This window comes from Streptococcus parasanguinis (genome assembly GCF_964238605.1).
In the GTDB taxonomy this organism is placed as follows: domain Bacteria; phylum Bacillota; class Bacilli; order Lactobacillales; family Streptococcaceae; genus Streptococcus; species Streptococcus parasanguinis_AJ.
The window spans coordinates 1-25,819 of the sequence record NZ_CAXSMM010000012.1 but is presented as its reverse complement, the minus strand read 5'-3'; the positions used below and the strand labels follow the sequence as shown (position 1 = coordinate 25,819).

General features: G+C 42.0%; 27 protein-coding genes and 1 riboswitch. Of the genes, 24 read left to right on the top strand and 3 right to left on the bottom strand.

What is annotated here, in order from left to right; all coding sequences use genetic code 11:
* Positions 1–51: 51 nt before the first annotated feature.
* The 11 genes from ACESR9_RS08630 to yidD all read left to right on the top strand — a co-directional run bounded on the left by ACESR9_RS08630 (position 52) and on the right by yidD (position 7,364).
* The gene (locus tag ACESR9_RS08630) at positions 52–1,302 is read left to right on the top strand and encodes a diaminopimelate decarboxylase (RefSeq protein ID WP_373106301.1); all 1,251 of its coding nucleotides are present in this window, start codon (positions 52–54) and stop codon (positions 1,300–1,302) included.
* Positions 1,303–1,357: 55 nt separating this feature from the next.
* Positions 1,358–1,603, top strand: a complete 246-nt coding sequence (locus ACESR9_RS08625) for a YneF family protein (RefSeq protein ID WP_003005109.1) — start codon at positions 1,358–1,360, stop codon at positions 1,601–1,603.
* Positions 1,604–1,680: 77 nt separating this feature from the next.
* The gene (gene racE, locus ACESR9_RS08620; protein ID WP_003017405.1) at positions 1,681–2,475 is read left to right on the top strand and encodes a glutamate racemase; all 795 of its coding nucleotides are present in this window, start codon (positions 1,681–1,683) and stop codon (positions 2,473–2,475) included.
* Complete coding sequence (locus tag ACESR9_RS08615) at positions 2,472–3,452, top strand: nucleoside-triphosphate diphosphatase (protein WP_061604298.1); 981 nt, start codon at positions 2,472–2,474, stop codon at positions 3,450–3,452. Before racE ends, ACESR9_RS08615 begins: the two co-directional genes overlap by 4 nt.
* Entirely contained in the window at positions 3,425–3,946 is a 522-nt protein-coding gene (locus ACESR9_RS08610; RefSeq protein ID WP_003008356.1) for a metallophosphoesterase, read from the top strand. Before ACESR9_RS08615 ends, ACESR9_RS08610 begins: the two co-directional genes overlap by 28 nt.
* Positions 3,943–4,404 carry a cyclic-di-AMP-binding protein CbpB gene (gene cbpB / locus ACESR9_RS08605; RefSeq protein ID WP_003017357.1) on the top strand — a complete coding sequence of 154 codons (462 nt, stop codon included), beginning with the start codon at positions 3,943–3,945 and terminating at the stop codon, positions 4,402–4,404. Before ACESR9_RS08610 ends, cbpB begins: the two co-directional genes overlap by 4 nt.
* Positions 4,401–5,132 (top strand): site-specific tyrosine recombinase XerD, encoded by a 732-nt coding sequence (gene xerD, locus ACESR9_RS08600; RefSeq protein WP_373106299.1) that lies wholly within the window; start codon positions 4,401–4,403, stop codon positions 5,130–5,132. The genes cbpB and xerD overlap by 4 nt, the downstream gene beginning before the upstream one ends.
* Entirely contained in the window at positions 5,132–5,851 is a 720-nt protein-coding gene (locus ACESR9_RS08595) for a segregation/condensation protein A (RefSeq protein WP_254727242.1), read from the top strand. The genes xerD and ACESR9_RS08595 overlap by 1 nt, the downstream gene beginning before the upstream one ends.
* Positions 5,835–6,404, top strand: a complete 570-nt coding sequence (gene scpB / locus ACESR9_RS08590) for an SMC-Scp complex subunit ScpB (protein ID WP_254727240.1) — start codon at positions 5,835–5,837, stop codon at positions 6,402–6,404. Before ACESR9_RS08595 ends, scpB begins: the two co-directional genes overlap by 17 nt.
* Complete coding sequence (locus ACESR9_RS08585) at positions 6,394–7,125, top strand: pseudouridine synthase (protein ID WP_013904014.1); 732 nt, start codon at positions 6,394–6,396, stop codon at positions 7,123–7,125. The genes scpB and ACESR9_RS08585 overlap by 11 nt, the downstream gene beginning before the upstream one ends.
* On the top strand, positions 7,122–7,364 hold the full coding sequence (gene yidD, locus ACESR9_RS08580) for a membrane protein insertion efficiency factor YidD (RefSeq protein WP_195487478.1): 243 nt from the start codon (positions 7,122–7,124) through the stop codon (positions 7,362–7,364). The genes ACESR9_RS08585 and yidD overlap by 4 nt, the downstream gene beginning before the upstream one ends.
* Before the next feature lie 223 nt (positions 7,365–7,587).
* Here yidD and ACESR9_RS08575 read toward each other — a convergent pair whose 3' ends face one another.
* Together ACESR9_RS08575 and trkA are read right to left on the bottom strand one after the other, a co-directional pair.
* Positions 7,588–9,027, bottom strand: a complete 1,440-nt coding sequence (locus ACESR9_RS08575) for a TrkH family potassium uptake protein (protein ID WP_021153700.1) — start codon at positions 9,025–9,027, stop codon at positions 7,588–7,590.
* A 5-nt stretch (positions 9,028–9,032) separates the two neighbouring features.
* Positions 9,033–10,388: a Trk system potassium transporter TrkA gene (trkA, locus tag ACESR9_RS08570; protein ID WP_013904011.1), complete on the bottom strand. Its 1,356-nt coding sequence runs from the start codon at positions 10,386–10,388 to the stop codon at positions 9,033–9,035.
* A 333-nt stretch (positions 10,389–10,721) separates the two neighbouring features.
* Here trkA and ACESR9_RS08565 point away from each other — a divergent pair, with 333 nt between their 5' ends.
* The 7 genes from ACESR9_RS08565 to ACESR9_RS08535 all read left to right on the top strand — a co-directional run bounded on the left by ACESR9_RS08565 (position 10,722) and on the right by ACESR9_RS08535 (position 16,782).
* Positions 10,722–11,264 (top strand): tRNA (cytidine(34)-2'-O)-methyltransferase, encoded by a 543-nt coding sequence (locus ACESR9_RS08565; protein WP_024055209.1) that lies wholly within the window; start codon positions 10,722–10,724, stop codon positions 11,262–11,264.
* Positions 11,265–11,345: 81 nt separating this feature from the next.
* Positions 11,346–11,495, top strand: a riboswitch (FMN riboswitch).
* Positions 11,496–11,697: 202 nt separating this feature from the next.
* Positions 11,698–12,270, top strand: coding sequence for an ECF transporter S component (locus ACESR9_RS08560; protein WP_324252899.1), 573 nt, complete (start codon positions 11,698–11,700; stop codon positions 12,268–12,270).
* Positions 12,260–12,910: a phosphatase PAP2 family protein gene (locus ACESR9_RS08555; RefSeq protein ID WP_003005545.1), complete on the top strand. Its 651-nt coding sequence runs from the start codon at positions 12,260–12,262 to the stop codon at positions 12,908–12,910. The genes ACESR9_RS08560 and ACESR9_RS08555 overlap by 11 nt, the downstream gene beginning before the upstream one ends.
* A gap of 57 nt (positions 12,911–12,967) precedes the next feature.
* Entirely contained in the window at positions 12,968–13,927 is a 960-nt protein-coding gene (mnmL, locus tag ACESR9_RS08550) for a tRNA modification radical SAM protein MnmL/YtqA (protein WP_128861180.1), read from the top strand.
* Positions 13,911–14,468 carry a tRNA 5-(aminomethyl)-2-thiouridylate-methyltransferase MnmM gene (gene mnmM, locus ACESR9_RS08545; protein WP_003005524.1) on the top strand — a complete coding sequence of 186 codons (558 nt, stop codon included), beginning with the start codon at positions 13,911–13,913 and terminating at the stop codon, positions 14,466–14,468. The genes mnmL and mnmM overlap by 17 nt, the downstream gene beginning before the upstream one ends.
* Positions 14,461–14,715: a hypothetical protein gene (locus ACESR9_RS08540; RefSeq protein WP_003005673.1), complete on the top strand. Its 255-nt coding sequence runs from the start codon at positions 14,461–14,463 to the stop codon at positions 14,713–14,715. The genes mnmM and ACESR9_RS08540 overlap by 8 nt, the downstream gene beginning before the upstream one ends.
* Before the next feature lie 12 nt (positions 14,716–14,727).
* Entirely contained in the window at positions 14,728–16,782 is a 2,055-nt protein-coding gene (locus ACESR9_RS08535) for a cation:proton antiporter (RefSeq protein WP_373106296.1), read from the top strand.
* A 342-nt stretch (positions 16,783–17,124) separates the two neighbouring features.
* Here ACESR9_RS08535 and ACESR9_RS08530 read toward each other — a convergent pair whose 3' ends face one another.
* The gene (locus tag ACESR9_RS08530; protein WP_373106295.1) at positions 17,125–17,916 is read right to left on the bottom strand and encodes an ABC transporter ATP-binding protein; all 792 of its coding nucleotides are present in this window, start codon (positions 17,914–17,916) and stop codon (positions 17,125–17,127) included.
* 74 nt (positions 17,917–17,990) lie between these two features.
* On the opposite strand from ACESR9_RS08530, the gene ACESR9_RS08525 reads away from it, so the two are divergent.
* The 6 genes from ACESR9_RS08525 to ACESR9_RS08500 all read left to right on the top strand — a co-directional run bounded on the left by ACESR9_RS08525 (position 17,991) and on the right by ACESR9_RS08500 (position 25,717).
* Entirely contained in the window at positions 17,991–19,118 is a 1,128-nt protein-coding gene (locus ACESR9_RS08525; protein ID WP_003008322.1) for an AI-2E family transporter, read from the top strand.
* Between the two features lie 136 nt (positions 19,119–19,254).
* Entirely contained in the window at positions 19,255–20,736 is a 1,482-nt protein-coding gene (locus ACESR9_RS08520; RefSeq protein ID WP_371608557.1) for an AcpB/EbpR/MafR family transcriptional regulator, read from the top strand.
* 528 nt (positions 20,737–21,264) lie between these two features.
* Entirely contained in the window at positions 21,265–22,614 is a 1,350-nt protein-coding gene (locus tag ACESR9_RS08515) for a hemolysin family protein (protein ID WP_070665465.1), read from the top strand.
* Positions 22,615–23,022: 408 nt separating this feature from the next.
* Positions 23,023–24,000 carry an ABC transporter substrate-binding protein gene (locus ACESR9_RS08510; RefSeq protein WP_214259958.1) on the top strand — a complete coding sequence of 326 codons (978 nt, stop codon included), beginning with the start codon at positions 23,023–23,025 and terminating at the stop codon, positions 23,998–24,000.
* A 10-nt stretch (positions 24,001–24,010) separates the two neighbouring features.
* Entirely contained in the window at positions 24,011–24,904 is an 894-nt protein-coding gene (locus ACESR9_RS08505) for an ABC transporter permease (protein WP_003005682.1), read from the top strand.
* A 9-nt stretch (positions 24,905–24,913) separates the two neighbouring features.
* The gene (locus tag ACESR9_RS08500) at positions 24,914–25,717 is read left to right on the top strand and encodes an ABC transporter ATP-binding protein (RefSeq protein WP_021153686.1); all 804 of its coding nucleotides are present in this window, start codon (positions 24,914–24,916) and stop codon (positions 25,715–25,717) included.
* Positions 25,718–25,819 lie beyond the last annotated feature (102 nt).

Sequence of the window (25,819 nt, the reverse complement as noted above, 5' to 3'; positions counted from 1 at the left end):
CTTCCGACTTGTGCTATACTTATAGTGACTACAGAATAGAAATGAGTACTTATGAAAATACCTTTTGTAACCCGTGAACAATTAGAAAGCCTGACCCAAGAATTTCCTACCCCTTTTCATCTCTATGATGAAGCAGGAATTCGTGAAACGGCTCGTGCCCTCCATCGAGCTTTTGCTTGGAATGAAGGATTTAAAGAATACTTTGCCATCAAGGCGACTCCGAACCCATCGATCCTAAAAATTTTGCAAGAAGAGGGCTGTGGAGTTGACACTGCCAGCTACGTCGAATTGTTAATGGCGGATAAACTAGGCTTTAGTGGAAAAGAAATCATGTTTTCTTCTAACAACACGCCAGCTGATGAATTTGTCTATGCTAGAGAATTAGGGGCAACTATCAATCTGGATGCCTATGAAGACATTGCTTTCTTGAAGTCTGTGACTAGCATCCCCAAGGTCATTTCTTGCCGCTATAATCCTGGTGGAGTTTTTGAACTGGGAACCGATATTATGGACAATCCTGAAGAAGCTAAGTTTGGCATGACCAAGGAGCAATTGATCCAAGCCTTTATCGAGTTGAAAGAACTGGGTGTGGAAGAGTTTGGGATTCACGCTTTATTGGCTTCTAATACAGTATCCAACGACTACTATCCAGAGTTGGCGCGTCAACTTTTTGAATTGGCAGTGGAAGTCGTCGAGAATACAGGTGTTCACTTGGGCTTCATCAACCTCTCTGGTGGAGTTGGGGTCAATTACAAGCCAGAGCAAGAACCAAATGATATTGCTATTATTGGGGAGGGCGTACACCGCGTCTTTGATGCGATTCTCAAACCGGCAGGACTTGGTCATGTGAAAATCTATACCGAGCTTGGTCGCTTTATGCTGGCTTCACACGGCCTCTTGGTAACCAGAGTGACGCATAAAAAGAAAACCTACCGGACTTATGTCGGGGTTGATGCTTCAGCTGTGAACCTTCTTAGACCGGCTATGTACGGTGCTTATCACCATATTACCAATATGGATCGTCCAGAGGGAATGACTGAAGTGGTCGATGTCGTGGGAAGTCTCTGTGAAAATAACGATAAATTTGCGAAACAACGTGAATTACCTGTGACGGAGATTGGAGATTTGCTCGTGATCCATGACACCGGAGCCCATGGATTTTCAATGGGCTATCAGTACAATGCCAAGTTGCGTTCGGCAGAAGTTTTGCTTCAAGAAGATGGGCAGGCCCGTTTGATTCGTCGAGCAGAAAAACCAGAAGATTATCTTGCGACACTCTACGGCTTTGACATTGAAAAATAAGTGATTGTCTGATATAATGATAGTTATGTAAAAATAATGGATCGGAGAAAATTGTATGAATCTCTTTTTAGGAATTTTGTTGATTATTTTAGCTTTCTTTGGTGGGATGGTTGCAGGAATGTTCTTGCTTCGTCGTCAATTTGAAAAAGAATTTGCATCAAACCCACGTTTGAATGTTGAAGCAGTTCGTACGCTTTTAGGTGCCAGCGGCCAACGTCCAAGCGAAGCAAAAGTTCAACAAGTCTATCGCCAAATTGTGAACCAACAAAAATCAGCAATGGCGAAAAACAAGAAAAAATAAGAGTGGGGCAATCTCACGCTAATAAATGAGAGGGGCTTGGAGGAATTTCTTAGTCCCTCCTTTTGGAAGGAAGAGATATGGATAACCGACCGATTGGTTTTTTAGATTCTGGAGTAGGGGGCCTGACTGTTGTCCGCGAATTGCTCCGTCAGCTTCCTCACGAAGATGTCGTCTATATTGGAGATTCAGCGCGTGCACCTTATGGTCCTAGACCAGCAGACCAAATTCGCGAGTATACTTGGCAGATGGTGAACTTCCTTCTGACCAAAAATGTCAAGATGATTGTCTTAGCCTGTAATACAGCGACGGCAGTTGTTTGGGAAGAAGTCAAGGAGAAACTTGATATTCCCGTTTTGGGAGTGATATTGCCCGGAGCTTCTGCAGCCATTAAATCGACGACCCATCAAAAAATTGGGGTCATTGGGACACCGATGACGGTTTCTTCTGGAATTTATAAAGAGAAGATTCAAAGTCTGGCACCAGACATGGAAGTCAGCAGTTTAGCTTGTCCCAAGTTTGTTCCTTTAGTGGAATCAAACGAGTTGGCATCCAGTGTGACCAAAAAGGTGGTTTACGAAACCCTAAAACCACTAGTTGGAAAGGTTGATACCTTAGTCTTGGGATGCACCCATTATCCTCTGTTGAAACCCATCATTCAAAATGTTATGGGACCGAATGTCAAATTGATTGATAGTGGGGCAGAGTGTGTTCGGGATATTTCCGTCTTATTAAACTATTTTGAGCTCAATAAGAGTCGCGAACTCTTAGAGCAGACCCACCGCTTTTATACCACTGCAAATGCCAATAGCTTTGCAGCGATTGCCGAAAAATGGCTAGAACGTTCAGTGAATGTGGAGCATGTAAATTTATGAGTGACAAACTATTTGAATACAAAGATCCCCAAGATTGGTATATTGCCCAATGGGGAGAAGATGCAGACTACAACCAATTTAGTCAAGTGCCTGCGGAAGCTTCCACTCTGTTAGATCAGCTGGAACTTCTCTTTGCCAAGGATCCTGAAGGATTCCCTCTCAATCTATCGGTGATGCGCTATGGTTCAGCCTTTCGTTTTCTGACCTTTTTGATCGAAATTTTGAATGAAGTCAAGGGAAGAGCTTTTGAGGTTGTACAGCGTCAAGGGGCCTTGCTCTTGGTTGAAAAAGGGAAATTGCTCTATTTGCATTTGCCAAGTGATGGGGTGGATTTGGAAGCCTTCTTGGGTCAAGACAAGGTCAAAGATACGATTCTCATTGCAACTCGAAATGAGGGAAAAACCAAAGAATTCCGTAATATGTTTGAAAAGCTGGGCTTTGAAGTGGAAAATCTCAATCAATACCCAGAGCTTCCAGAAGTCGAAGAAACAGGTCTAACCTTTGAAGAGAATGCCCGCCTAAAAGCTGAAACGATTGCAGAGCTAACTGGGAAAACAGTCTTAGCGGATGATTCAGGTTTGAAGGTGGATATCTTGGGAGGTTTACCAGGAGTTTGGTCAGCTCGTTTTGCGGGAGTTGGTGCGACAGATGCGGAAAACAATGCGAAATTGTTGCACGAATTGGCCATGGTCTTTGACTTGAAAGACCGTTCAGCCCAGTTTCATACGACCTTGGTGGTTGCAAGACCAGGCAAGGAAAGCCTAGTGGTGGAAGCAGATTGGCCAGGATATATTAATTTTGAGCCCAAAGGGGAACACGGCTTTGGCTATGACCCTCTCTTCTTAGTTGGGGAAACGGGCCGTGCTGCTGCTGAATTAACGCTAGAAGAAAAAAATACACAATCACATCGTGCTTTAGCTGTTAAAAAGTTATTGGAGGTGTTTCCATCATGGCAAAGCAAACAATCATCGTTATGAGTGACTCGCATGGAGACCGCTCCATTGTTGAAGCTATTAAAGAAAAATACCTAGGTCAGGTCGATGGGATCTTTCACAATGGGGATTCTGAGCTAAAAAGTGACGATCCTGTCTGGGAAGGGATTCACGTTGTCCAAGGAAATATGGATTTTTATGATGGCTATCCGGAACGCTTGGTGACCCAACTAGGGCCAACACGGATCATCCAGACCCACGGACATCTCTTCCAGATCAATTTTAGTTTTCAAAAATTGGATCTGTGGGCTCAAGAGGAAGAAGCAGATATCTGTCTATACGGCCACCTTCATATCCCAGATGCTTGGAAGGAAGGAAGAACCCTCTTTGTGAATCCTGGATCTGTTAGCCAACCTCGTGGTCTGATTCGAGAGTGTTTGTATGCCAAGATAGAGATTACGGATTCGAACTTCAAGGTAGAGTATTATACGCGAGATCATGAGTTGTACCCTGAATTGACAAAGGAGTTTAGCAGATGATAGCAAAGGAATTTGAACGTTTCTTGCTGGCGCAGGAAGAGACGTTCTTAACTCCGGCCAAAAATTTAGCGGTCTTGATTGATACCCACAATGTAGACCATGCGGTCTTGCTGTTAAGCCAGATTAGCTATAGTCGCATTCCGGTAGTGACGGATGAACGCAAGTTTGTGGGAACGATCTCCCTAACGGATATTCTATCTTATCAATTGAAACACGAGATTCCTGAGGAGGCTTTTGCTTCGATGGATATCGTAGACGTTGCAAAGAAGGAGGTCGGGGTCATCGGCTTAGACTTCAATTTGACAGAAGTCCTTCACAAGTTGGTGGATGACTCCTTCTTATCAGTGGTGGATGAAGAAGGTTATTTCCAGGGGATTATTACGCGGAAATCGATTCTCAAGGCCATCAATTCGCTAATGCATAATTTTTCAAATGAATACGAGATGATTCCAAAATGAAAGAATTTATTGCAAGTTTTATTGATCAAAAAGAACTAAGTGAAAATTCTCAGTCAGCCTATTTCTATGATTTGGACCAATTTATTGAATCAATTCATGGAAAAGTGACGCCGACGAATTTGAGAATTTACCAAGCTTCGATTAAAGATTTTAAACCGGCGGTTCAAAAACGAAAATTATCCGCTGTTAACCAATTTTTATATTATTTGTATCAAGAACGCTTTATTTCTGAATACCATCGTTTGGTCTTGCCTAAAATTCAACCGGTCAAGACCCATGATCGTGAATTGTTAGATCTGACCCATTTTTGGGAAGAATCAATCAATCCACAGGGACGCTTGATGGCCTTATTGATTCTGGAGATGGGCTTATTGCCAAGTGAGATCCTCCAAGTCAAGGTCGAAGATATTCAGCTGGACTTTCATGTCATTCGAGTGGGCAAAGATGGCCAAAAACGGGTTTTAAAGGTTCCAGAGCCGTTACTGGATGAATTGCAACTCTTCCTAGATGGTATTTATCTCTTTGATAATAAAGGAAAATGCTACTCCCGTCAGTGGGGATTTCGACAATTAGAAGCCTTCTTGATCGAAAAAGGCAACCAAGACCTTTCGGCACAATCGATTCGTGAGCAGTATATTTTGAAACAACGTGAACTCGGTGTGGATCTTTTTAGTATTGCGCGTGAATTGGGCCTAAAAACCATGGTGACACTAGAAAAATATAAATAATGGATATTAAAATTAAAGATTTTGAAGGGCCTTTGGACCTCTTGCTCCACTTGGTCTCTAAATACCAGATGGATATCTATGAGGTCCCCTTGATTGAGGTGATCGAACAGTATCTGGCTTATCTGGCGACCCTCCAGGCTATGAAACTAGAGGTAGCAGGAGAATACATGCTGATGGCTAGTCAACTAACCTTGATCAAGAGTCGAAGACTTCTTCCTAAGGTTGCAGAGGAGATGGATGAAGCAGAGGATCTCGAGCAGGACCTCCTTTCTCAATTGGAAGAGTACCGTACTTACAAGCAATTAGGAGAGTTGATGGCCTCTCAGCACGAGGAGCGCGCCCTCTATTATTCAAAACCAAAGATGGAATTGATTTATGACGATACCGAATTACTTCATGATCGCACCACGGTGGATCTCTTCTTGGCTTTCTCAAAACTATTGACCAAGAAAAAAGAAGAATTCCGCCAGAACCATACAACCATTGTAAAGGATGAATACAAGATTGAGGATCTGATGGACCAGCTGCGTCACCGATTCCACGATCGCTCACAAGTTCTCTTGCAGGACTTGTTTCTAGAAGCAACGGATCTCCAAGAGGTCATTACTCTATTTCTTGCAGCCCTTGAATTGATCAAGATTCAAGAAGTAACGGTGATCCAGGATAGGGCTTTTGGAGAAATTTACTTAAATAGGATTGAACATGAGCAAATTAGCTGAAATTGAAGCACTCTTATTTGTAGCGGGTGAAGAAGGAATTACTGCCAGACAAATCGCAGACCTTCTCTCTTTACCTCCGACAGGTGTGGTGCAAAGTTTAGAAAAATTAAGCCAAAAATACCAGGAGGACACAGATAGCAGTCTGTGTTTGATGGAGACAGCTTCCCGTTATAAATTGGTGACAAAGGCAGACTACGCTTCGGTTTTACGAGACTATTCTAGAACGCCCATGAACCAAAGTTTGTCTCGGGCTGCCCTCGAAACCTTATCAATCATTGCTTATAAGCAACCGATCACCCGTGTGGAGGTCGATGATATTCGGGGTGTCAATTCCAGCGGTGCCATTACCAAACTACTGTCATTTGATCTGATCCGAGAGGATGGGAAAAAAGAAGTCCTCGGGCGCCCCAATTTGTATGTCACGACGGAGTATTTTTTGGATTATATGGGAATCAATCATTTGGAGGAATTACCAAAGGTTGAAGAAGTGGACATTGATCCAGAAGAAGGTCAATTATTTTCAGAGAGAACAGAGGAACTAGATGAGAATTAACAAATATATTGCCCATGCAGGCGTGGCTAGTCGTCGCAAGGCCGAAGAACTGATCAAGCAAGGCTTGGTTACAGTAAATGGCCAAGTTGTGCGTGAATTAGCGACTATTATTAAGACCGGTGATCAGGTTGAAGTAGAAGGCACTCCAATCTACAACGAAGAAAAGGTCTACTATCTTTTAAATAAGCCACGTGGCGTCATCTCTAGTGTATCTGATGATAAAGGGCGGACAACAGTCGTTGACCTTTTATCTCAAGTGCCAGAGCGTATCTACCCAGTGGGACGTTTGGACTGGGATACATCTGGTGTCTTGATTTTGACCAATGATGGTGATTTTACAGATGAGATGATTCACCCACGTAATGAGATTGATAAGGTCTATGTGGCGCGTGTCAAAGGGATTGCCAATAAGGAAAATTTGCGTCCCTTGACACGAGGGGTGACCATTGATGGCAAGAAAACCAAGCCAGCGACTTACGAGATCTTAAAAGTGGATGTTGAAAAGAACCGTTCAGTGGTTCAGTTGACCATTCATGAAGGGCGCAACCACCAGGTCAAAAAGATGTTTGAAGCTGTAGGACTTTTAGTGGACAAACTCTCCCGAACCCAGTTTGGAAACCTAGATGTCTCAGGACTTCGTCCGGGTGAATACCGTCGCTTGAACAAAAAAGAAATTAGCCAGTTGCACAATCTAGCAGTGACTAAATCTAAAAAATCATGAAAAAAATCCTGATTGCTATGGTCAGAGGCTATCAAAAATGGATCTCTCCCCTATTTCCGCCTTCTTGTCGCTTTCAACCGACCTGTTCCAATTATATGATCCAAGCGATTGAACGCTTTGGTGTGAAAGGTGTCTTGATGGGGGTTGCGAGAATCTTGCGATGCCATCCTGGTACCCAAGCGGGACCAGACCCTCTGCCAGACCACTTTAGTCTGAGACGAAATGAAGAATCAAAATAGGACGATCACAAATAAACAGAAATGAGAGTGGGACAGAAATCGGTAATTCGTTAGAATTCGATTTCGTTGTCCCACCTCCGCACAGTTGAGTAGGGCTGTAAATGCTGATGAAATCAGCGTTGTAGAGCCCACTCAACCACTGCGTCTTGCTCGACAATCCAAAAACAATTAAGAGGCTAGGACTTTTGTCCCAGCCTCATTTTTTTATAACACTCTCGTTTTATCAGCGTTTAGACCATGTTTTAGGCAGGAAGAGCAGAATCATTGGATAGATTTCAAGCCGTCCGGCAATCATGGCTAAGGAAAGTAACAGTTTTGAAATCGGACTAAAGATGGAGAAGGTTTGACCCGTACCAATCATAGGTCCAATATTGTTGAAACAACTAAAGACAGCACTGACAACCGTCATGAAGTTATTGTTGTCTAGACTCACTACAAAGAGTAAGCCGATCGTAATAAAACTGTATATTGTAAAGTACTTGAGGATCTGATGTTGGGTATCCTTATCGAGTACCGTATCGTTGACATGCAAGGTCAAAACGCGATTTGGAGACAAGGTCGAAAGAACCTGATTTTTTGCGATTCGCCACAAGGTCAAGCACCGAATGACTTTTAACCCCCCAGCGGTCGAGCCAGCAGACCCACCGATGACCATCAGCATTAAGAGGATGAACTGAGAAAAGAGAGGCCATTTTTCCGTCGTTCCATAACCAAAACCGGTGGTGGTGATGATATTGGACACTTGGAAGAAGGAAATCTCAAAGCTCTTCGCAACATTAGCATAGAGATGAAGGCAATTGTAGGCAATCAATACGCTAGATAGGATTACAATAGTGATGTAGGTCCGCAATTCCTCATCTTTAAAGAAGGCCTTGAATTTTCGGATCATAAGGAAGTAGTAGAGGTTAAAGTTAACCCCAAAGACCAAGACCCCGATACTGACCAAATAGGTAATTAGACTACTGTTGTAGTGAGCGATCCCATCGTTAAAGACGGTAAAGCCCCCAGTACCAGCCGTCCCCATGGCGATGACGAAACTATCATACAGGGGCATGCCAGCAAGGAAATAAAGAATCACAAAGAGGAAGAACAAACCCAAGTACAAGAAGTAGAGGATTTGAGCCGTGTTTTTTAATTTGGAAACGACCTTGCCAAAAACTGGACCAGGAACCTCTGCCTTCATGACTTCAAGGTGGCTGTTCTTGTTATTGTCCATAATCGCAAGGGCAAAGACCAATACTCCCATCCCCCCTATCAAGTGGGTAAAACTACGCCAAAAGAGGAGAGAGTGGCTGAGGACACCCACATCGTCTAAAATCGTTGCCCCTGTTGTTGTAAAGCCGGAGCTGACTTCAAAGAAGGCATCGATAATGTTTGGAATTTGGCCCGAAAAGACAAAGGGAAGGGCACCAAAGAAGGACCATAGGATCCAACAAAGTGCTACAATCAGGACTCCTTCCTTAGCATAGATGTGAAAATCCTTAGGTTTGTGAAAACTACCAAGGAGGCCAAACGCAAGTAGGATGGCCATGGTTGCTCCAATGGAGACAAAGACCTTGGCAGGTTCCCGATAGATTGCAGCGACCACTAGGGGAACGATTAGGAGACCTGCCTCGATTAAGAGGAGTTTGGATAAGAGGTAACGAATCATGCTTCTATTCATCAGGCTTACCTCTCAAGTAGATCGTAGATTTTAGTGACATTTTGAATCAAGGTGGTCACGATAATCCGATCCCCTACCATCAAACGGTCATCCCCATTCGGGAAAATAGCCTTGCCGTTTCGAATAATGGCAGCGATCAAAACGCCCTTCTTCAATTTCAATTCAGAGAGGGGATATTGGGTTAGTTTGTTGTCTTCCTTAATTTGAAACTGCAAGGTTTCAATCCGGCCGTTTGCGACATGGTGCAAGGCTTCTAGGTTTGAGAACTGTGCATTGTAGCGCCCGCGAATAAAGTGCATAATGGTGTCTACAGCGATGCGTTTTGGAGTGACAATACTGGTCATATCCTGATCGCCAATGATCTCCAACAGACTGGTTCGGTTGACTTTGGTAATGTTCTTTTTGACTCCGACAGAATCCAAGAACATGGAGGTGATGATGTTTTCTTCATCGACCCCTGTCAAAGTAGCCACAGCATCAAAATTATTGGCACTCTCTTCTAAAAGAATGTCTTTAGCGGTTCCGTCTCCATGGACGACATAGAGGTCAGGGAATTCTTGGCTAAAGAATTCAGCTCGTTCGCGATTGACCTCGATGACCTTGAGATCGATTTTGCGGCGCACATCCTGGAGAATATTGAGCAGATAGTAGGCAATTTTTCCGGCACCAATCATCATCATGCTCTTAATGACTTGAGGTCGGACATTGTTGTGGAAGAGAACGATCTCGATCCTATTTCCTGTCACGAAAATCTTGTCTTGGGGCTGCAAAACAAAGTCTCCATTTGGAATCGTGAGTTCATTGCCACGCTCGATCGCACAAACAATGACATTTCCGTATTTCTTTCGGAATTGGGATAGGCTCATATCGCAGAGATTGCTATCTGGCTTGATCTTAAATTCCATCAAGGCAACACGGCCGTTTGCAAAATGCTCCACAGAAAGGGCATTTGGGAAGTCAATGATATTAGCAATATAACGAGCTGTCAGCAATTCAGGATTGACAACCAGGGAGAAGCCCAAGATATTTTTTTCCTTGAAGTAGGAATTGGAATATTCCGGATTCCGCACCCGAACGATGGTTTCTTTGGCTCCCATTTTTTTAGCTAAAACAGCAGAAACCATATTCACTTCGTCGTACTCGGTCATGGAAATGAAGATATCGCAGTCTTCAACATCTGCTTGCTCCAAGACCTTGAAGTTTGCGCCATTTCCTAAAATCCCAATGATATCAAACCGTTTGGTAATATGGTTGAGAACTGATTCGTCTTTTTCGATCAAAATAACATCGTGGTTTTCAGCAACGAGAGAACGACAAAGGGCCGTTCCGACCTTTCCTCCACCAACAACAATAATTTTCATAGATTACCTCCAGAGTATGCTTCTATCATACTCTATTTTCAAGAAAAATTCATCTATTTTAAGGACTTTCTGGAGGAATCTTACCAAGCTAAGAACAAGTGGGAAAAATTGTCAAAATAGAAGAATGAGGAGGGATCGAAAACTTTGATAAAGTTTCTTAAAAAAATCTAAAAAAACTATTGACAGGAGCTTCAAAAGTGATATACTTAAAAAGTACCTTCGTTGATTTACCTCAAACCTGTTGTGAGTTAAGTTAATGAAGCTGTAACCACGCTGTTTGCTGAGCTTGACTCCGGGCAGTGTGGCTATTTTTTTATCAGAAAGAGATCGAGTATGAATATTGAAGAACTGGACTACCAAGAGTCAGCAGCTCAAAACCACATCGTCTTGTTCCAACCTCAGATTCCACAAAATACGGGAAATATTGCACGGACTTGTGCGGCGACCAATTCCCCCTTACATATCATTCGCCCCATGGCTTTTCCGATCGATGATCGCAAAATGAAGCGAGCAGGACTCGATTATTGGGACAAGCTGGATGTCCGCTTTTATGATAGCCTGGAAGAGTTTATGGAAGCAGCGAGCGATGGTCAGGTACACCTAGTGTCCAAGTTTGCAAATCAGACCTATTCGGACGTTTCTTATCAGGATGGGAAGTCCCATTATTTCTTGTTTGGACGCGAGGATAAAGGATTGCCGGAAGAATTTATGCGCCAGCACGAAGAGAAGGCCATTCGCATTCCGATGAATGATGAGCATGTCCGTAGTTTAAATGTCTCCAATACCGTCTGTATGATTGTCTATGAGGCACTCCGCCAGCAAGGTTTTAAGGGGCTGGAGTTGAGTCATCGTTATGAGCATGATAAGCTCAAATAGCCGATGAAAACTAAAAAACCGAACGATGTAATCTATAAAGTTACAAAAACTTGCCTAGGCAAGTTTTTTTTGTTATCATAAAAGAGTCTTCAGGGCAGGGTGTAATTCCCGACCGGCGGTGACTTTTATTAGGAAATGTTCTTTTCCATACTCTAAAAGAAGTCCGCGAGCGCAAGCTGATGTGGTGTGACTCCACAACCGACAGTATAGTCTGGATGGGAGAAGACGAGAGACGAATAGACTGACAGCTATTCTGATCTGTTTAGAGCTGCTGCATGGGAATAGTACGTTGGAGTCTAAGACTGATTAACGGCATGTTTCGATGGAGACCAGCTAAAGTAACTAGAATATTTTCTGGTTTAAGCTTTGTTTAAATAGTTTAGAGTAGAATGATGGAGTAGACGTCTTTCCAGCTTCTCTAATTTTTAAAAAATTGGAGGAACCTGTTATGACAAATACACGTAAACTGACCCTAGTGGCTGTTTTATCCGCTTTATCTTTTATTTTGATGTTCTATCAATTTTCTTTTTTGATAGATTTCTTCAAAATTGATTTGAGTATTATCGCCATTTTGTTGGCCTTGGTCCTGTTGGATTTTAAAAGTGCCGTTTGGGTAACCTTGATCCGTTCTGTTCTTAAATTAGCCCTTAATAATAAGGGGCTTGAAACCTTGATCGGATTACCAATCAATATCATTGGAGTTCTTGTTTTTGTTCTTGCTTTTGCATGGATTTGGAACAAGGAACGGACCCATGGTCGATTTGTCCTGGCAACGATTGTTGGAACGATCAGCTTGAGTATCACCATGGTATTGGTGAACTATGTCTATGCAATCCCTTTGTATGCTCGTTTTATGAACTATGATATTTCGAAAACACTAGGGCTTGTCCACTATTTAGCAGCAATGGTTGCACCGTTTAACCTGATCGAAGGGGTGATTTGGGCCATCGCATTTGGGTTGATCTATACCTTATTGCAACCGATTTTGAAAAAATATGAAAAATAAACAACAACATTGGGCGAAGGCAAGCTTCGCCCTTCTCATTTTTGTCATTCTTGGGTATGTGATTCGCTTTTACCCGCAACAATTAACAGGCTTTGATAGTACCATTCAATCTGCTATTCGAGGCGATCTGCCTGCAGCACTGACGGCCTTCTTTACCAAGGTGACCCATGTCATGGATACCAAGATCATTGTCATCTGGGTAGGTCTTCTGCTAGCGGTCTTTGCCTATAAGAAATGGTACAGTGAAGCTCTTTTTCTTGGAAGCAATCTGGTATTGACTGGTCTTTTGGTTCTTCTTCTAAAGAATATCTACCAGAGACCGAGACCAAGTATTCTACATCTAGTAGAGGAAAAAGGCTTTTCTTTCCCGAGTGGTCATTCACTGGCGTCTACCCTTGTTTTGGGAAGTTTGATCATCATCATCGGCCAACATGTAAAAAATAAAACAGCCCGCTATTGCCTTCAAGGCTTGCTGGTTCTGGAAATCGTGACCATTGTGATTTCCCGCGTTTATGTCGGGGTCCACTACCCATCAGACGTTCTCGGCAGTATGATTTTGGGTCTCGCTGTCTTACAGTTTGAGTATCCCTTGTATGATTGCTTGCGATTTCAATGGCGCTTTACAGGTAAGCAAAAATAAGCATCTAACAACTAGGAGTTGAAGTCGCGTTTTGAGTTCGACTCTTTTTTTGCTATAATGAAGGGTATGAAATCCTACAATACCTTGAATGATTATTATCGAACCTTATTTGGAGAAAAGACCTTTAAAGTCCCTATTGATGCAGGCTTTGATTGTCCCAATCGAGACGGAACAGTCGCCCACGGTGGCTGTACTTTTTGTACGGTCTCAGGTTCAGGAGATGCCATTGTGGCCCCAGAAGCTCCAATTCGAGAACAGTTTTACAAAGAGATTGATTTTATGCATCGGAAATGGCCAGATGTGAAGAAGTACCTGGTCTATTTTCAAAATTTTACCAATACCCACGATAAAGTGGAAGTCATTCGAGAGCGGTATGAACAGGCCATCAATGAACCAGGAGTGGTAGGAATCAACATTGGTACGCGTCCGGATTGTTTACCAGATGAGACCTTGGCCTACCTAGCAGAGCTGACAGAGCGCATGCATGTGACGATTGAGTTGGGTCTTCAGACGACTTATGAAACGACTTCTGAATTGATCAATCGGGCCCATAGTTATGATCTCTATGTTGAAACAGTCAAGCGTATTCGTCAACAGGTGCCCAAGGCAGAGATCGTCTCCCATTTGATCAATGGCCTTCCTGGGGAGACGCATGAGATGATGGTGGAAAATGTTCGCCGTTGTGTGACCGATAATGAAATTGATGGTATCAAGTTGCATCTCTTGCATTTGATGACCAATACACGGATGCAACGAGACTATCATGAAGGACGACTCCAACTCATGAGCCAGGAAGAATATGTCAAGGTCATCTGTGACCAGTTAGAAATTATCCCCAAACATATCGTCATCCACCGGATTACAGGAGACGCACCACGGGATATGTTGATTGGCCCTATGTGGAGCCTCAACAAATGGGAAGTCCTAAACGCTATTGAAACTGAGATGCGTCGTCGTGGAAGTACCCAAGGATGTAAGCTAGAAGAAAGGGAGAGTGCCAATGCTTCGACCACTTGAAATGGCCCATCAATTTTTAGAAGAAGTCATCACCAAAGAAGATGTGGTGGTGGATGCCACCATGGGAAATGGACATGATACGGCTTTTTTAGCCCAACTAGCAGGCCAGGTCTATGCCTTTGATATTCAAGAACAGGCCCTTGTAAATACCCAAGAAAGATTGGAAAAGTTGGGGCTTCAGCATGTTCAGTTGATTTTAGATGGTCACCAGCATGTGGACCAATATGTGGAGACCCTCAAAGCAGCTATTTTTAATCTGGGTTATCTGCCATCTGCGGATAAATCGGTCATTACTCTTCCAGTTACCACGATTGAAGCGATGGAAAAAATCTGTGCTCGCCTAGAAAAAGGTGGTCGAATGGCTATTATGATCTATTATGGTCATGAGGGAGGAGATATCGAGCGTGATGCAGTGCTGGATTTTGTCAGTCAGCTCCCTCAAAAAGATTACACAGCGACCATCTACCGGACACTGAATCAAGTGAATCAGCCACCGTTTTTGGTCATGATCGAAAAATTAGAAAGTTACCGTCATGGATAAAGAATATTTAAAGAATAAAATCGAAGGATTGAGACACCATTTTGTTGAATCAACCATTCACGAGCGTGCAATCGGTTTTTATGATGAAGCCCATATGACCAAAAAGATGCTCAAAATAAAAAAGAAATTGGTTGCGCTTGAGATGGAACGGTGCCAAAAGAAGATTGAGCACAAGGATGTAACCAAGACAGACCAAAAGATTGCGGAGTTAAAACAGCAATTTGAGACCTGTTGCCAAGAACGGTAAGGAGGGAGTGATATGGAACTACTCCTTTATGCAGTGATCTTTTCGATGATTTTGATCATCTCAAATGCCACGAATAAACTTGTGCCGAGCCTTCCTCTACCCTTGATTCAAATTTTACTAGGGATTGGTTGGGCTCTCTTTGTGCCAGAAGAAAATTTTCATCTGGATACCGAGCTCTTTCTGGCCTTGGTCATTGGCCCTCTCTTATTTCGAGAAGCAGAAGAAGCAGATATTACTTCCGTCTTAAAGCACTGGCGGATCATCCTCTATTTGATTTTCCCAGTGATTTTTATCTCAACCATTAGTTTGGGCTGGGCAGCTCACTCCTTGTGGCTGAGCCTTCCTTTAGCAGCCTGTATGGCAGTTGGGGCAGCCCTTGGGCCTACCGACTTAGTAGCCTTTGCTTCCCTGTCTGAGCGCTTTAGCTTTCCAAAGCGGGTTTCGAATATCTTAAAAGGCGAAGGGTTACTAAATGATGCCTCAGGTCTAGTTGCCTTTCGAGTGGCCTTGGCAGCCCTTGCGACCGGAAGTTTCTCTCTTGGAGAGGCAGGGGTTTCCTTAGGAATCTCCATCATTGGAGGATTTGCGGTGGGGATCTTGACGGCCTTTGTGAACCGGTGGCTGCAAACCTTACTCTTGAGTGTTCGCGCTAGTGATATTGCCAGTGAATTGTTATTAGAACTGAGTCTCCCACTGTTGACCTTCTTCCTAGCAGAAGAACTCCATGTCTCTGGTATCATTGCAGTAGTTGTGTCAGGGATCCTAAAAGCCAGTCGCTTTAAGCACATTACCCTCCTTGAAGCGCGGGTAGATACTGTGAGTCATACTGTCTGGAATACGGTCAACTTTATCTTAAATGGGTCGGTCTTTGTCATCTTAGGAATGGAATTGGAAATGATTTCCAAGCCCATCTTAAGTAGTCCCATTTACAATAATCTGCTTTTAGTTCTTTCTGTCTTTCTGTTGACAGCCTTGCTCTTTTTGATTCGTTTTGTCATGGTTTACCTCTTTTATTGGTTCCGAACGGCTCGACTAAAAAAATCGTTGAGAAATTATCTAAAAGATGCCTTATTGCTGACTTTTTCGGGTGTGAAGGGAACGGTTTCGATTGCGACGATTCTTTTGATTCCAACCAAGATCGAAAAAGAATACCCTATCCTACTCTTTTTAGTGGCAGGAGTTACCCTTATCAGCTTTATTGCTGGCTTAGTGGTACTTCCAAAATTATCAGAAGAAAAGGAAGAAACCAATGACTACCTGATGCAGATCGCGATTTTAAATGATGTCGTCATGGAATTAGAAGCAGACCTAAAGAATAGCAAGCACAAGGGTCCCTTGTATGCGGCGATTGATAACTACCATGGCCGCATAGAAAACTTGATTCTAGGCCAAGAAAACAGGCTCATTCAAAAGGACTGGGAACAGTTGAAGCTCCTGATTTTGAGTATTGAAAGTGACGGCTTGGAACAGGCTTATGAAGAAGGGAAGATTCGAGAGCGGGGCTACCGTGTCTACCAACGCTATCTTCGCAATATGGAACAACGTGTCAATCGCAATCTTTCGTCTCGTTTAACCTATTACCTCTTGGTGTCTTTCCGTCTCTTGCGTTTATTAGTCCATGAGATCTTAACTTTTGGATCTGGCTTGCGAAACTGGTGGACCCGGGAGGACAGCAAGTTAGAGGCCATTGATTATGACCAGATTGCGGCCCTTTATCTGGCCAATACAGAAATCATTATCGAAAGTTTGGAAGACCTCAAGGGGATTTATCGGAGCAGTTTGATCTCTTTCCTACAAGAATCTCGTCTGAGAGAAACTGCTATTATTACCAGTGGGGCCTTTGTGGAGCGGGTTATTAATCGCGTGAAACCAAATAATATCGATGAAATGTTGAGAGGCTATTATTTGGAGCGTAAGATTATTTTTGAATATGAAGCGCAACACCTGATTACCGCCAAGCAAGCGCGCCGTATGCGACAAAATGTCAATGAATTAGAAAGCTATTCCCTAAGAGAAAGTGCCAATACGCTTCCATACGATTTGATCGAGTATGCACGGAATCGTTGAGATAAGAGTAAAAGTGCTAAGATGGATATCTTAGCACTTTTCAGATTGAGGACAAAGTTATCTTAAAAACTTTCCTTAAGTGAGTACGGACGTCAGCGAACTTCTACGAAGTTCCATGACTAATTATTGAGCCTAAGGTCTCAATAATTCCAAGTGCCTGAAACTATTAAGTTTCAGGCACTTTTCTCACGGCGGAAAGTTTCAGTAGACGATTGAATAATTCTAACGAATAAATTTTTTTATTTTTATAGAATTTATTAGATTTGTAAAGAAGAACTGTTTATCTATACTCTCGAAGTGCTAAGATAAAATCTTAGCACTTTTACTTTATTCACTTTCTTTTCAGTGTGCGATTTCTGGTTTGACAAAGAGTCGCTCGTCACCAAGATCGATAAGGGATACTGGTGCTTCATAAAATTGGCTAAGGACATGGGGAGTTAGGATCTTTTCCTTTGGTCCTTGCTCAACCACTTGGCCATGTTTGAGTAAGAGGACATGGGTCATGTCTGTTGTAATTTCCTCGGCATGGTGAGTGACGTAAATCATGGTAGGCGCGTGATCCAGTTGTTTGATATGATGGATCTGACGGAGGAGTTTTTCTCTGGCAAAGAGATCCAATCCACTAGAAGCTTCGTCAAAAATGATCAGATCTGGCTGGTCCATGAGGCTTCGTGCAATGAGGACAGTCTGCTTTTCTCCCTGGGAGAGCTCCCGGTATTTGCGACCGATCAAAGCGCTAGCACCAATTGAAGTTAGCATATCCCGTGCCCAGTTTAGTTCTTCCTCCCCGTATGCAGCATATAAAATACTACTCTTGTATTGACCAGTTAGGACGATTTGTTCTGTCAAAAGATGCTCTGGCAGTCTTTCTGAAATAAAGGAGCTAACGATCCCAATACGCTTACGCAACTCAGGAATACCCCCTTCGCCAAAGCGGGTTCCAAGGACCGTTACCTGGCCAGAACTAGCCCAGTATTCAGACATGAGCAGTTTGAGGAGGGTCGATTTTCCTGCTCCATTTAAGCCTAAAATCGCCCAACATTCATTTTCTTTTACTTGCCAGTTAATCTCTTTTAAAAGGGCTTTTCCATTGCGGATCAAATTGACGTCTTGTAGTTCAATCAAATTATTCATAACTTCATCCTTTTGATTAAAATCTCCTTTATTCTATCATAAAATATGGTAGAATAGAAAACAGGAGGTAAGGAATGTTTCGAAATAGTAAATTGTTATTCTGGACATGTGAGATCTTATTATTGACGGTGATTTTCTATATTTGGAAATCAATGGGGACTTTAATTTCTCCATTTGTATCTGTTCTGAATACCATCCTCTTACCATTTTTAATTGCAGGTTTTTTATATTACATTACCAATCCGATTGTTGAATTGTTGGAAAAACATTTAAAAATCAAGCGTGTGTTTGGGATTTTGATCACCTTAGTACTCTTGTTTGGGATCATTGGCTTAGGGATCTTTTATCTGCTCCCTATCTTAATTAATCAGTTAACCAGCTTGATCAATTCAACTCAAGGACTTTACTGGGAAGTTCAAAGTTTGGTTCGAAAACTCTCGACCAATCCTTTGTTCCAGAATGTGAATATCCAGTCGACGATTCAGCAGTTGAATCTCTCTTATATGGATATCCTACAAAATCTCTTGAATAGTGTGACCAACAGTTTAGGAAGTGTGGTTAACACCATTGTCAATACGGTCTTTATCTTGATCATGACCCCTGTCTTCTTGGTTTATTTCTTGGTCGATGGGAAGAAGTTATTACCGATGTTGGAGCGGACCATTTTACGCAATGACAAACTCCACATTTCAAGTCTCTTGATTAGTTTGAATGAAACGGTCTCTCGCTATATTAGTGGGATTTCGATCGATGCCTTTATCATTGGAACCCTAGCCTACATTGGCTATAGTTTTATTGGATTGAAGTACGCTTTGGTCTTTGCCATTTTTTCTGGATTGGCCAACCTCATTCCATATGTAGGACCAACCATCGGCTTGATTCCGATGATCATCACCTATGCCTTCACAGATATGGATATGATGATCAAAGCAGTCATTTACATGTTGATTATCCAGCAGATCGATGGGAATATTCTTTATCCGCGTATCGTTGGAGGCGTGATGAAGGTTCACCCGATTACCATTATGGTTCTCTTATTGCTCTCAAGTAATATCTACGGCATTATCGGGATGGTCGTTGCGATTCCAGTCTATTCGATTGGAAAAGAAATTGTAAAATTCTTGGTAAATCTTTATGATAACCACCGTGCTGCTAAGGAGCAGAAGAAAAAAGAAGAATTTGGTATCATTAATAAATCATAGACTCTAGCGCCTATATGGGCCTTGGAGTCTTTTTTGTACAGTTTTTTGAAAAAATGCTGGAAAAAAGTCAACAAGTGCTATTAAATGTGTTAAAATATAAGTGATTTTGAAAGAAAATATGAAAAGGTAGGAAAAGATGAGACTGCTCTTATCGAAAAAACAAAGACGCCAATTGCAATTATTGGAAATCTTGATTAAGGAAAAAAGATGGTTCCACTTAAAAGAGTTGGCCAAGCGTTTGGATTGTACAGAACGTTCGTTAAAAGAAGATTTGTCTAATCTTCGTAGTACATTTGATGACTTTTTAATTGAATCCTCTACCAATGGGATCAAGATCAGTTATGAGGATTCGGTTGGGCTAGAAGTGATCTATCATCACTTTTTTAAAGAATCACAAGCCTTTGCCTTGATTGAATATCTTTTCTTCAACAAGGATGTTTCTAATGAATATATTTGCAGAAAGTTTGATCTGAGTTACCAATCTTTCTACCGCTTGATTCGGACGATCAATCAGAAGCTTCAAACCAAATACAATGTAAAGATTGATTTGAAACCCTTGAATCTTGTCGGGGATGAGATTGACGTTCGTTTCTTTTATGCCCAATATTTTGCGGAACGTTATTACTACATGGAGTGGCCTTTCCCAGAATTTAAGGAAGAGGCTGTAACCGATTTGATCACCTTCTTCTTCAAGCTCTATGGCTATCCATTGACCTTCTCTGTACTCAGGTCTTATAAAGTTCTCTTGACAGTCTACTTATCACGGATTAAGCAGGGCTATTTTATTGACATGCCAACGAACTATGATGTGTATAAGGACCAGTATCAAGGGGTGACCAATGTCGAGGAGATGTTGCGCTACTTTAGCTTGCAGTTGGGTGTCGAGTTGAATGAAAAAGTGCTGGAGCAGTTCTTTATCATCTTCATTCAAGAGAATTTCTATTTCAGTCCAGAAAGCTTGATCGAAGCTGCAGAAACAGATCCTTATGCCAAAGAATCAACGACGCTCATCAGAGATATGTTCAAGGATCTATGCTATACCTATGATTTAGACATTGAAAATCTTGATGAGATGTTGATGCATGTCCATAACACGTCTCATCTCGATCGGAAGGAATTATTCTCTGAGTTTCTCTTATTTGATACCAAGACCAATACCAACGAAGATTTCATGAGCATCTTCCCAGCCTTCTATGATGATTTGAAGGAGCATATCATCACTTATATGAAGACCATGAAGCATGATCTGAATGATGAGATCATCAAGCACATGATCTACACGGTCTACACTCACTGGGAACGTCTATTACCGCAGTTATTGCGCCGTCGGAAGTCTATTAAGGTCTTGATTATCAGTCGTTTTGACGATCACCATGCCAAATCCATGATCGATTTTCTAGATTTCTACTGTACGGATAACTTTGAATTTACGCAGATGATCAAGTACAATCTAACAGTGGATGATATCGAAGCTTCGGATGCAGATGTGGTGGTAGCCAACTTTATGATGCCTGAATTAAAGAAAAAACCATTTATTTGTACAAGTAGTCTCTCATCGCTTGAGCTGGTTGAAAAACTCAATGCCTTCTTTTATGATTTTACCAGTGCAGAACACTAAAGACAAAGTCTTCTTAGAAACTTTCCTTAGGTGAATACGGACGTCAGCGAACTTCGAAGAAGTTCCATGACTAATTAAGATACAAAGGGCGTTCGCGGATAAAGTCAAAATAGGAAGTTTGACGCAGAATCTTTAGATTCTAGGAAAACTTATCTTTTTGACACGATCCGTAGCCCGTGTTCAATTCGTTTTGGACCCCTTCGCTTTTTAATTTTTTAGGCTCAGGCTAAAACAGTTTCCCAAACTGTTTTACTCCCAAAACTCCCGAGTGCTAGAAACAATCGTGTTTCTAGCACTTTTCTCACGGCGGAAAGTTTCAGTGTAGGTTTGAATGAAACGATTATATATTTTGTTTTAAGTTTTCAGCGTCACTTAGGTTATTTTATGTGAAAAACAAAATGTTCACATTCTAAAATCAGGACCTGGTCCTGATTTTTTGATGGTAAAAAAAGAAAATTTTATAGAAGAATGCAGGCTCTCCTATTTTGTGGTATAATATACGATATTATATACTGGAGGAATTTATCCATGGAAGACCCTGGCAGTCAGGAAATTTTACTGGAAGTTATTTTATTGATTGTTTTGACATTATTGAACGCCTTTTTCTCGGCGGCTGAAATGTCAATGGTATCGTTGAATCGCTCTCGTGTAGAGCAAAAGGCTGAAGAAGGAGATAAAAAATACATTCGTCTTCTTAGCGTATTGGAACAACCGAACCATTTCTTATCCACTATTCAGGTGGGGATCACCTTGATTAACATCTTATCTGGGGCGAGTCTTGCAGAAAGTCTCGGTCATGTCATTGCTGGATGGATGGGCAATACCAAAACAGCTCTTGCAGCTGGAAGCTTTTTATCTCTAGCATTTTTGACTTATATTTCGATCGTATTTGGTGAACTCTATCCGAAACGAATCGCCATGAACTTGAAAGATGAGTTGGCTGTTCGAACAGCTCCGATTGTGATTCTATTAGGAAAAATTGTCAGCCCCTTTGTTTGGTTGCTTTCAGCGTCGACCAACCTTTTGAGCCGTATCACGCCAATGGAATTCGATGATCCGGATGAAAAGATGACGCGGGATGAAATCGAGTATATGCTGACCAATAGTGAAGCAACACTGGATGCTGACGAGATTGAGATGCTCCAAGGGATCTTTTCATTAGATGAAATGGTAGCGCGTGAAGTCATGGTCCCACGGACAGATGCCTTCATGGTTGATATCAATGATGATACCAAAGAAATTATTGAAAGTATCCTTAAGCAAAACTTTTCACGGATTCCTGTCTATGATGATGACAAGGACAATGTCATCGGCCTCATCCATACCAAACGTCTCTTGAACGAAGGATTTATCAATGGCTTTGATAATATTGTCTTAAGAAAGATTTTACAAGAACCTTTGTTTGTTCCAGAAACTATTTTTGTGGATGATCTTTTGAAGGAATTGCGCAATACACAAAATCAAATGGCCATTCTGCTTGATGAATATGGTGGAATGTCTGGACTGGTCACTCTTGAAGACCTCTTGGAAGAAATCGTCGGTGAAATTGACGATGAGACTGACAAAGCGGAAATTGATGTCTTTGAAATTGCAGACAATACTTATTTTGTACAAGGAGCCATGTCTCTAAATGACTTTAACGAATATTTTGATGTTGAGTTGGAAAGTGATGATGTGGATACCATTGCAGGGTATTACCTGACAGAGGTTGGGCGAATTCCGACCTTGAAAGAGCGACTCAGCTGTGAAGTCGATAGTCAAAAGAAACACCTCATTTTGACAAATGACAAAGTAAAAAATGGTCGTGTGACCAAGGTGAAAGTTGAAATTTCTGAAATCGTCGAAGAAGATGAGGAAACCAAATCAAAAGAAGATTAGAAAACAGAGGCCTGGACGTGTTCCAGCCTCTGTTTTTTTTCTTGTCAGGGATAGTTGAATTTTCAAAAAATTTGAAAAATTTCTGAAATAGTCTTGACAGCTAAAAAAAATTAAGGTAAGATAATACCCATAAATAAAGAAAGCAGAAAATAAACATGAAGCAACAAGCCATTTCAACTCAAAAATTTTACTTTAGCTACTTTAGATAGTGTTTGTAGACATGATCTCATGGATGCAAACAACCCAAGCAATTTGTTTGTATCTATGTGGCTAAGATTTTTGATGATGGTCCATAGAGCTAGTATCTAAATGGACCGAGGTTTTGTAACTTGTTGGAGAATTTCAAGCATCCGTTTAGAGAATGATCTAAGCGGATTTTTTGTTTATTTGCAGAAGAGGAGTCAAAAAATGAAAGTAGTGAAAAAATTGCTAGCACCTGTCCTGGTTGTAGGACTTTTGTTAACATCATTGGTGACCTTACACCATCTGAAGGATGCTAAAAAAGACAATGTCTTTCGGATTGGGATTTCCCAGTACATCACCCATAAGTCACTCGACGCGACACGAAAAGGCTTTATCGAAGAGTTGAAGAAAGCTGGCTATGTGGATGGGAAAAATATCCAGATTGATTTCCAAAATGCTCAAGGGGAGCAACGAAATCTGAAAAACATTTCCAAACAATTGGCGGAAGAAAGTGATCTCGTCTTTGCGATTGCAACACCATCAGCTCAAAGTTTGGCTAATACGACGAAAACAACACCGGTTGTCTTCTCAGCTGTGACCGATCCATTGGCAGCGAAATTGGTGAAAAACTTGAAAGAGCCTGGTGGCAATATCACAGGGACAAGTGACCAGTCAGACGATGCGATCTCTACACAGGTAGACATGATTAAGCAAGTGCTTCCAACGGCGAAAACAGTTGGGATCCTCTATACACAAAGTGAGCCTAACTCAGTCGTCCAAAAAGACAATGCGAAGAAGATCCTTGAAGCTAAAGGCTATCAAGTGGTTGAAAAAACCATCCTCGATAGTAACAATGTGAAGGCTGCAGCAGACAGTATCATGTCAGAAGCAGATATCGTCTTTGTTCCGACGGATAACATCATTTCTTCTACAATGGACACTGTAAAACAGGTTTCCCTCAGCCATAAGGTGCCAGTTTTTGGTGGGTCTGCTGAGATGGTGACTACTGGTGGCTTGTACAACTTTGGTACCGATTATGAGGAATTGGGAAGACAAGCTGCTCGGATGGCCATTCGCATCATGAAGGGTGAGAAACCTGGCAAAGTTGCAGTTGAAACACCTGAAAAATTAGAATTGCATACCAATAAAGAGATGGCTAAAGAGCTTGGAATTGATATTAGCTCGTTGAAGGTAGAAAAATAGGAGGTTTGAGATGAATTTCGTTTTATCAAGTTTATCAGAAGGTTTATTGTGGTCGATCATGGCGATCGGTGTTTACTTAACATTTCGAATTTTAGATATTGCCGATATGACGGCAGAAGGAGCCTTTCCACTTGGGGCAGCAGTTGTAGCTTCCCAAATTCAAGCAGGAAGAAACCCTTGGCTTGCAACCTTGTTGGGCTTTCTGGCAGGAATGATCGCAGGATTGGTTTCTGGGATTCTCCATACAAAAATGAAAATTCCAGCCCTCTTGACAGGGATTGTCACTTTGACCGGTCTCTACTCTATCAATATTAAAATCATGGGGGGAGTACCCAACCTCTCTATTGGCGATGCCAGTACCATTTTCAAAAGTGTCATGAAATTGGGCTTGTCCAATGAAGAAGCAGTCTTTTTGATTAGTATTTCTTGCTTGATCATCGTCTGTATCTTGTTAACTCTCTTAATGAAGACGCAACTTGGCTTGGTTTTGCGCTCGACTGGTGATAACATTCCAATGAGTGAGGCCAATGGGGTCAATGTAGATAACATGAAGATGTTGGGCTATATGATTTCCAATGGCTTGATTGCCCTTTGTGGAGCCATGTTTGCGCAAAATGATGGTTTCTCAGATGTGACTTCTGGTACAGGGACGATCGTAGTCGGTTTGAGTGCGGTGATTATCGCTGAAGTTTTGATCCACGAATTGACCATTGGTTGGCGCTTGCTTTCCATCGGGGTTGGAGCTATTGTGTACCGTTTGATTATCTTAAATATTTACGAGATCCCAAATCTCGATCAAAATATGGTTCGTCTCTTCAATGCGATCTTGCTCGCGATTGTCTTGTTCGCTCCTGAGGCGCAAAAACGTCTTCGTGTTCGTGGATTGAAGTTAGGAAATAAGTAGGAGAAAAGTATGGCAACATTATTATCAATTGAAGGTATTCATAAGACATTTGAAGCAGGAACAGTCAATGAAAACCATGTCTTAAAAGGCTTGGATCTCCAAGTAGAAGAAGGAGACTTCATTTCGGTTATCGGTGGAAATGGAGCTGGGAAATCAACCTTGATGAACATCTTGGCAGGAAATCTAGTTGTAGATGAAGGGGATATCTTGCTAGAAGGTAACTCCATCAAAAATACGAGTGTTCGTAAGCGTGCGAAAGATATTGCGCGTGTCTTCCAAGATCCCAAGATGGGGACAGCTTCTCGTTTGACCATTGAAGAAAATATGGCCATTGCCCAACGTCGGGGGAAATCTCGTGGTTTGGGCTGGGGAGTTCGGGAGAAAGATCGCGAATTATTCCGTGAAGCCTTGAAGGAACTGAATATCGGTTTAGAGAACCGCCTCAAAGTCGATACCCAATATTTGTCTGGTGGGCAACGTCAAGCTTTGACCTTGGTCATGGCAGCCTTGGTCAAACCCAAACTCTTGCTTCTGGATGAACATACCGCAGCGCTCGATCCCAAGACCAGTGAAATGGTCATGGAATTGACACAAAAGATCGTGGAAAGCCATGATTTGACAACCTTGATGATTACGCATGATATGAACCATGCCATTGAATACGGCAACCGCTTGATCATGCTCTACCAAGGCAAGATCGTTGTCGACGTAAAAGGAGAAGAAAAGAAAAACCTAACGGTTGAAGATTTGATGCGCCTCTTCCAACAAAACAGTGGTGAAACCCTGGTTAGTGATGAATTGGTGTTAGGATAAAATGAGAGTGGGACAGAAATCGGTTATTCGTTAGAATTCGATTTCGTCGTCCCACCTCCGCACAGTTGAGTAGGGCTGTAAAAGCTGATGAAATCAGCGTAG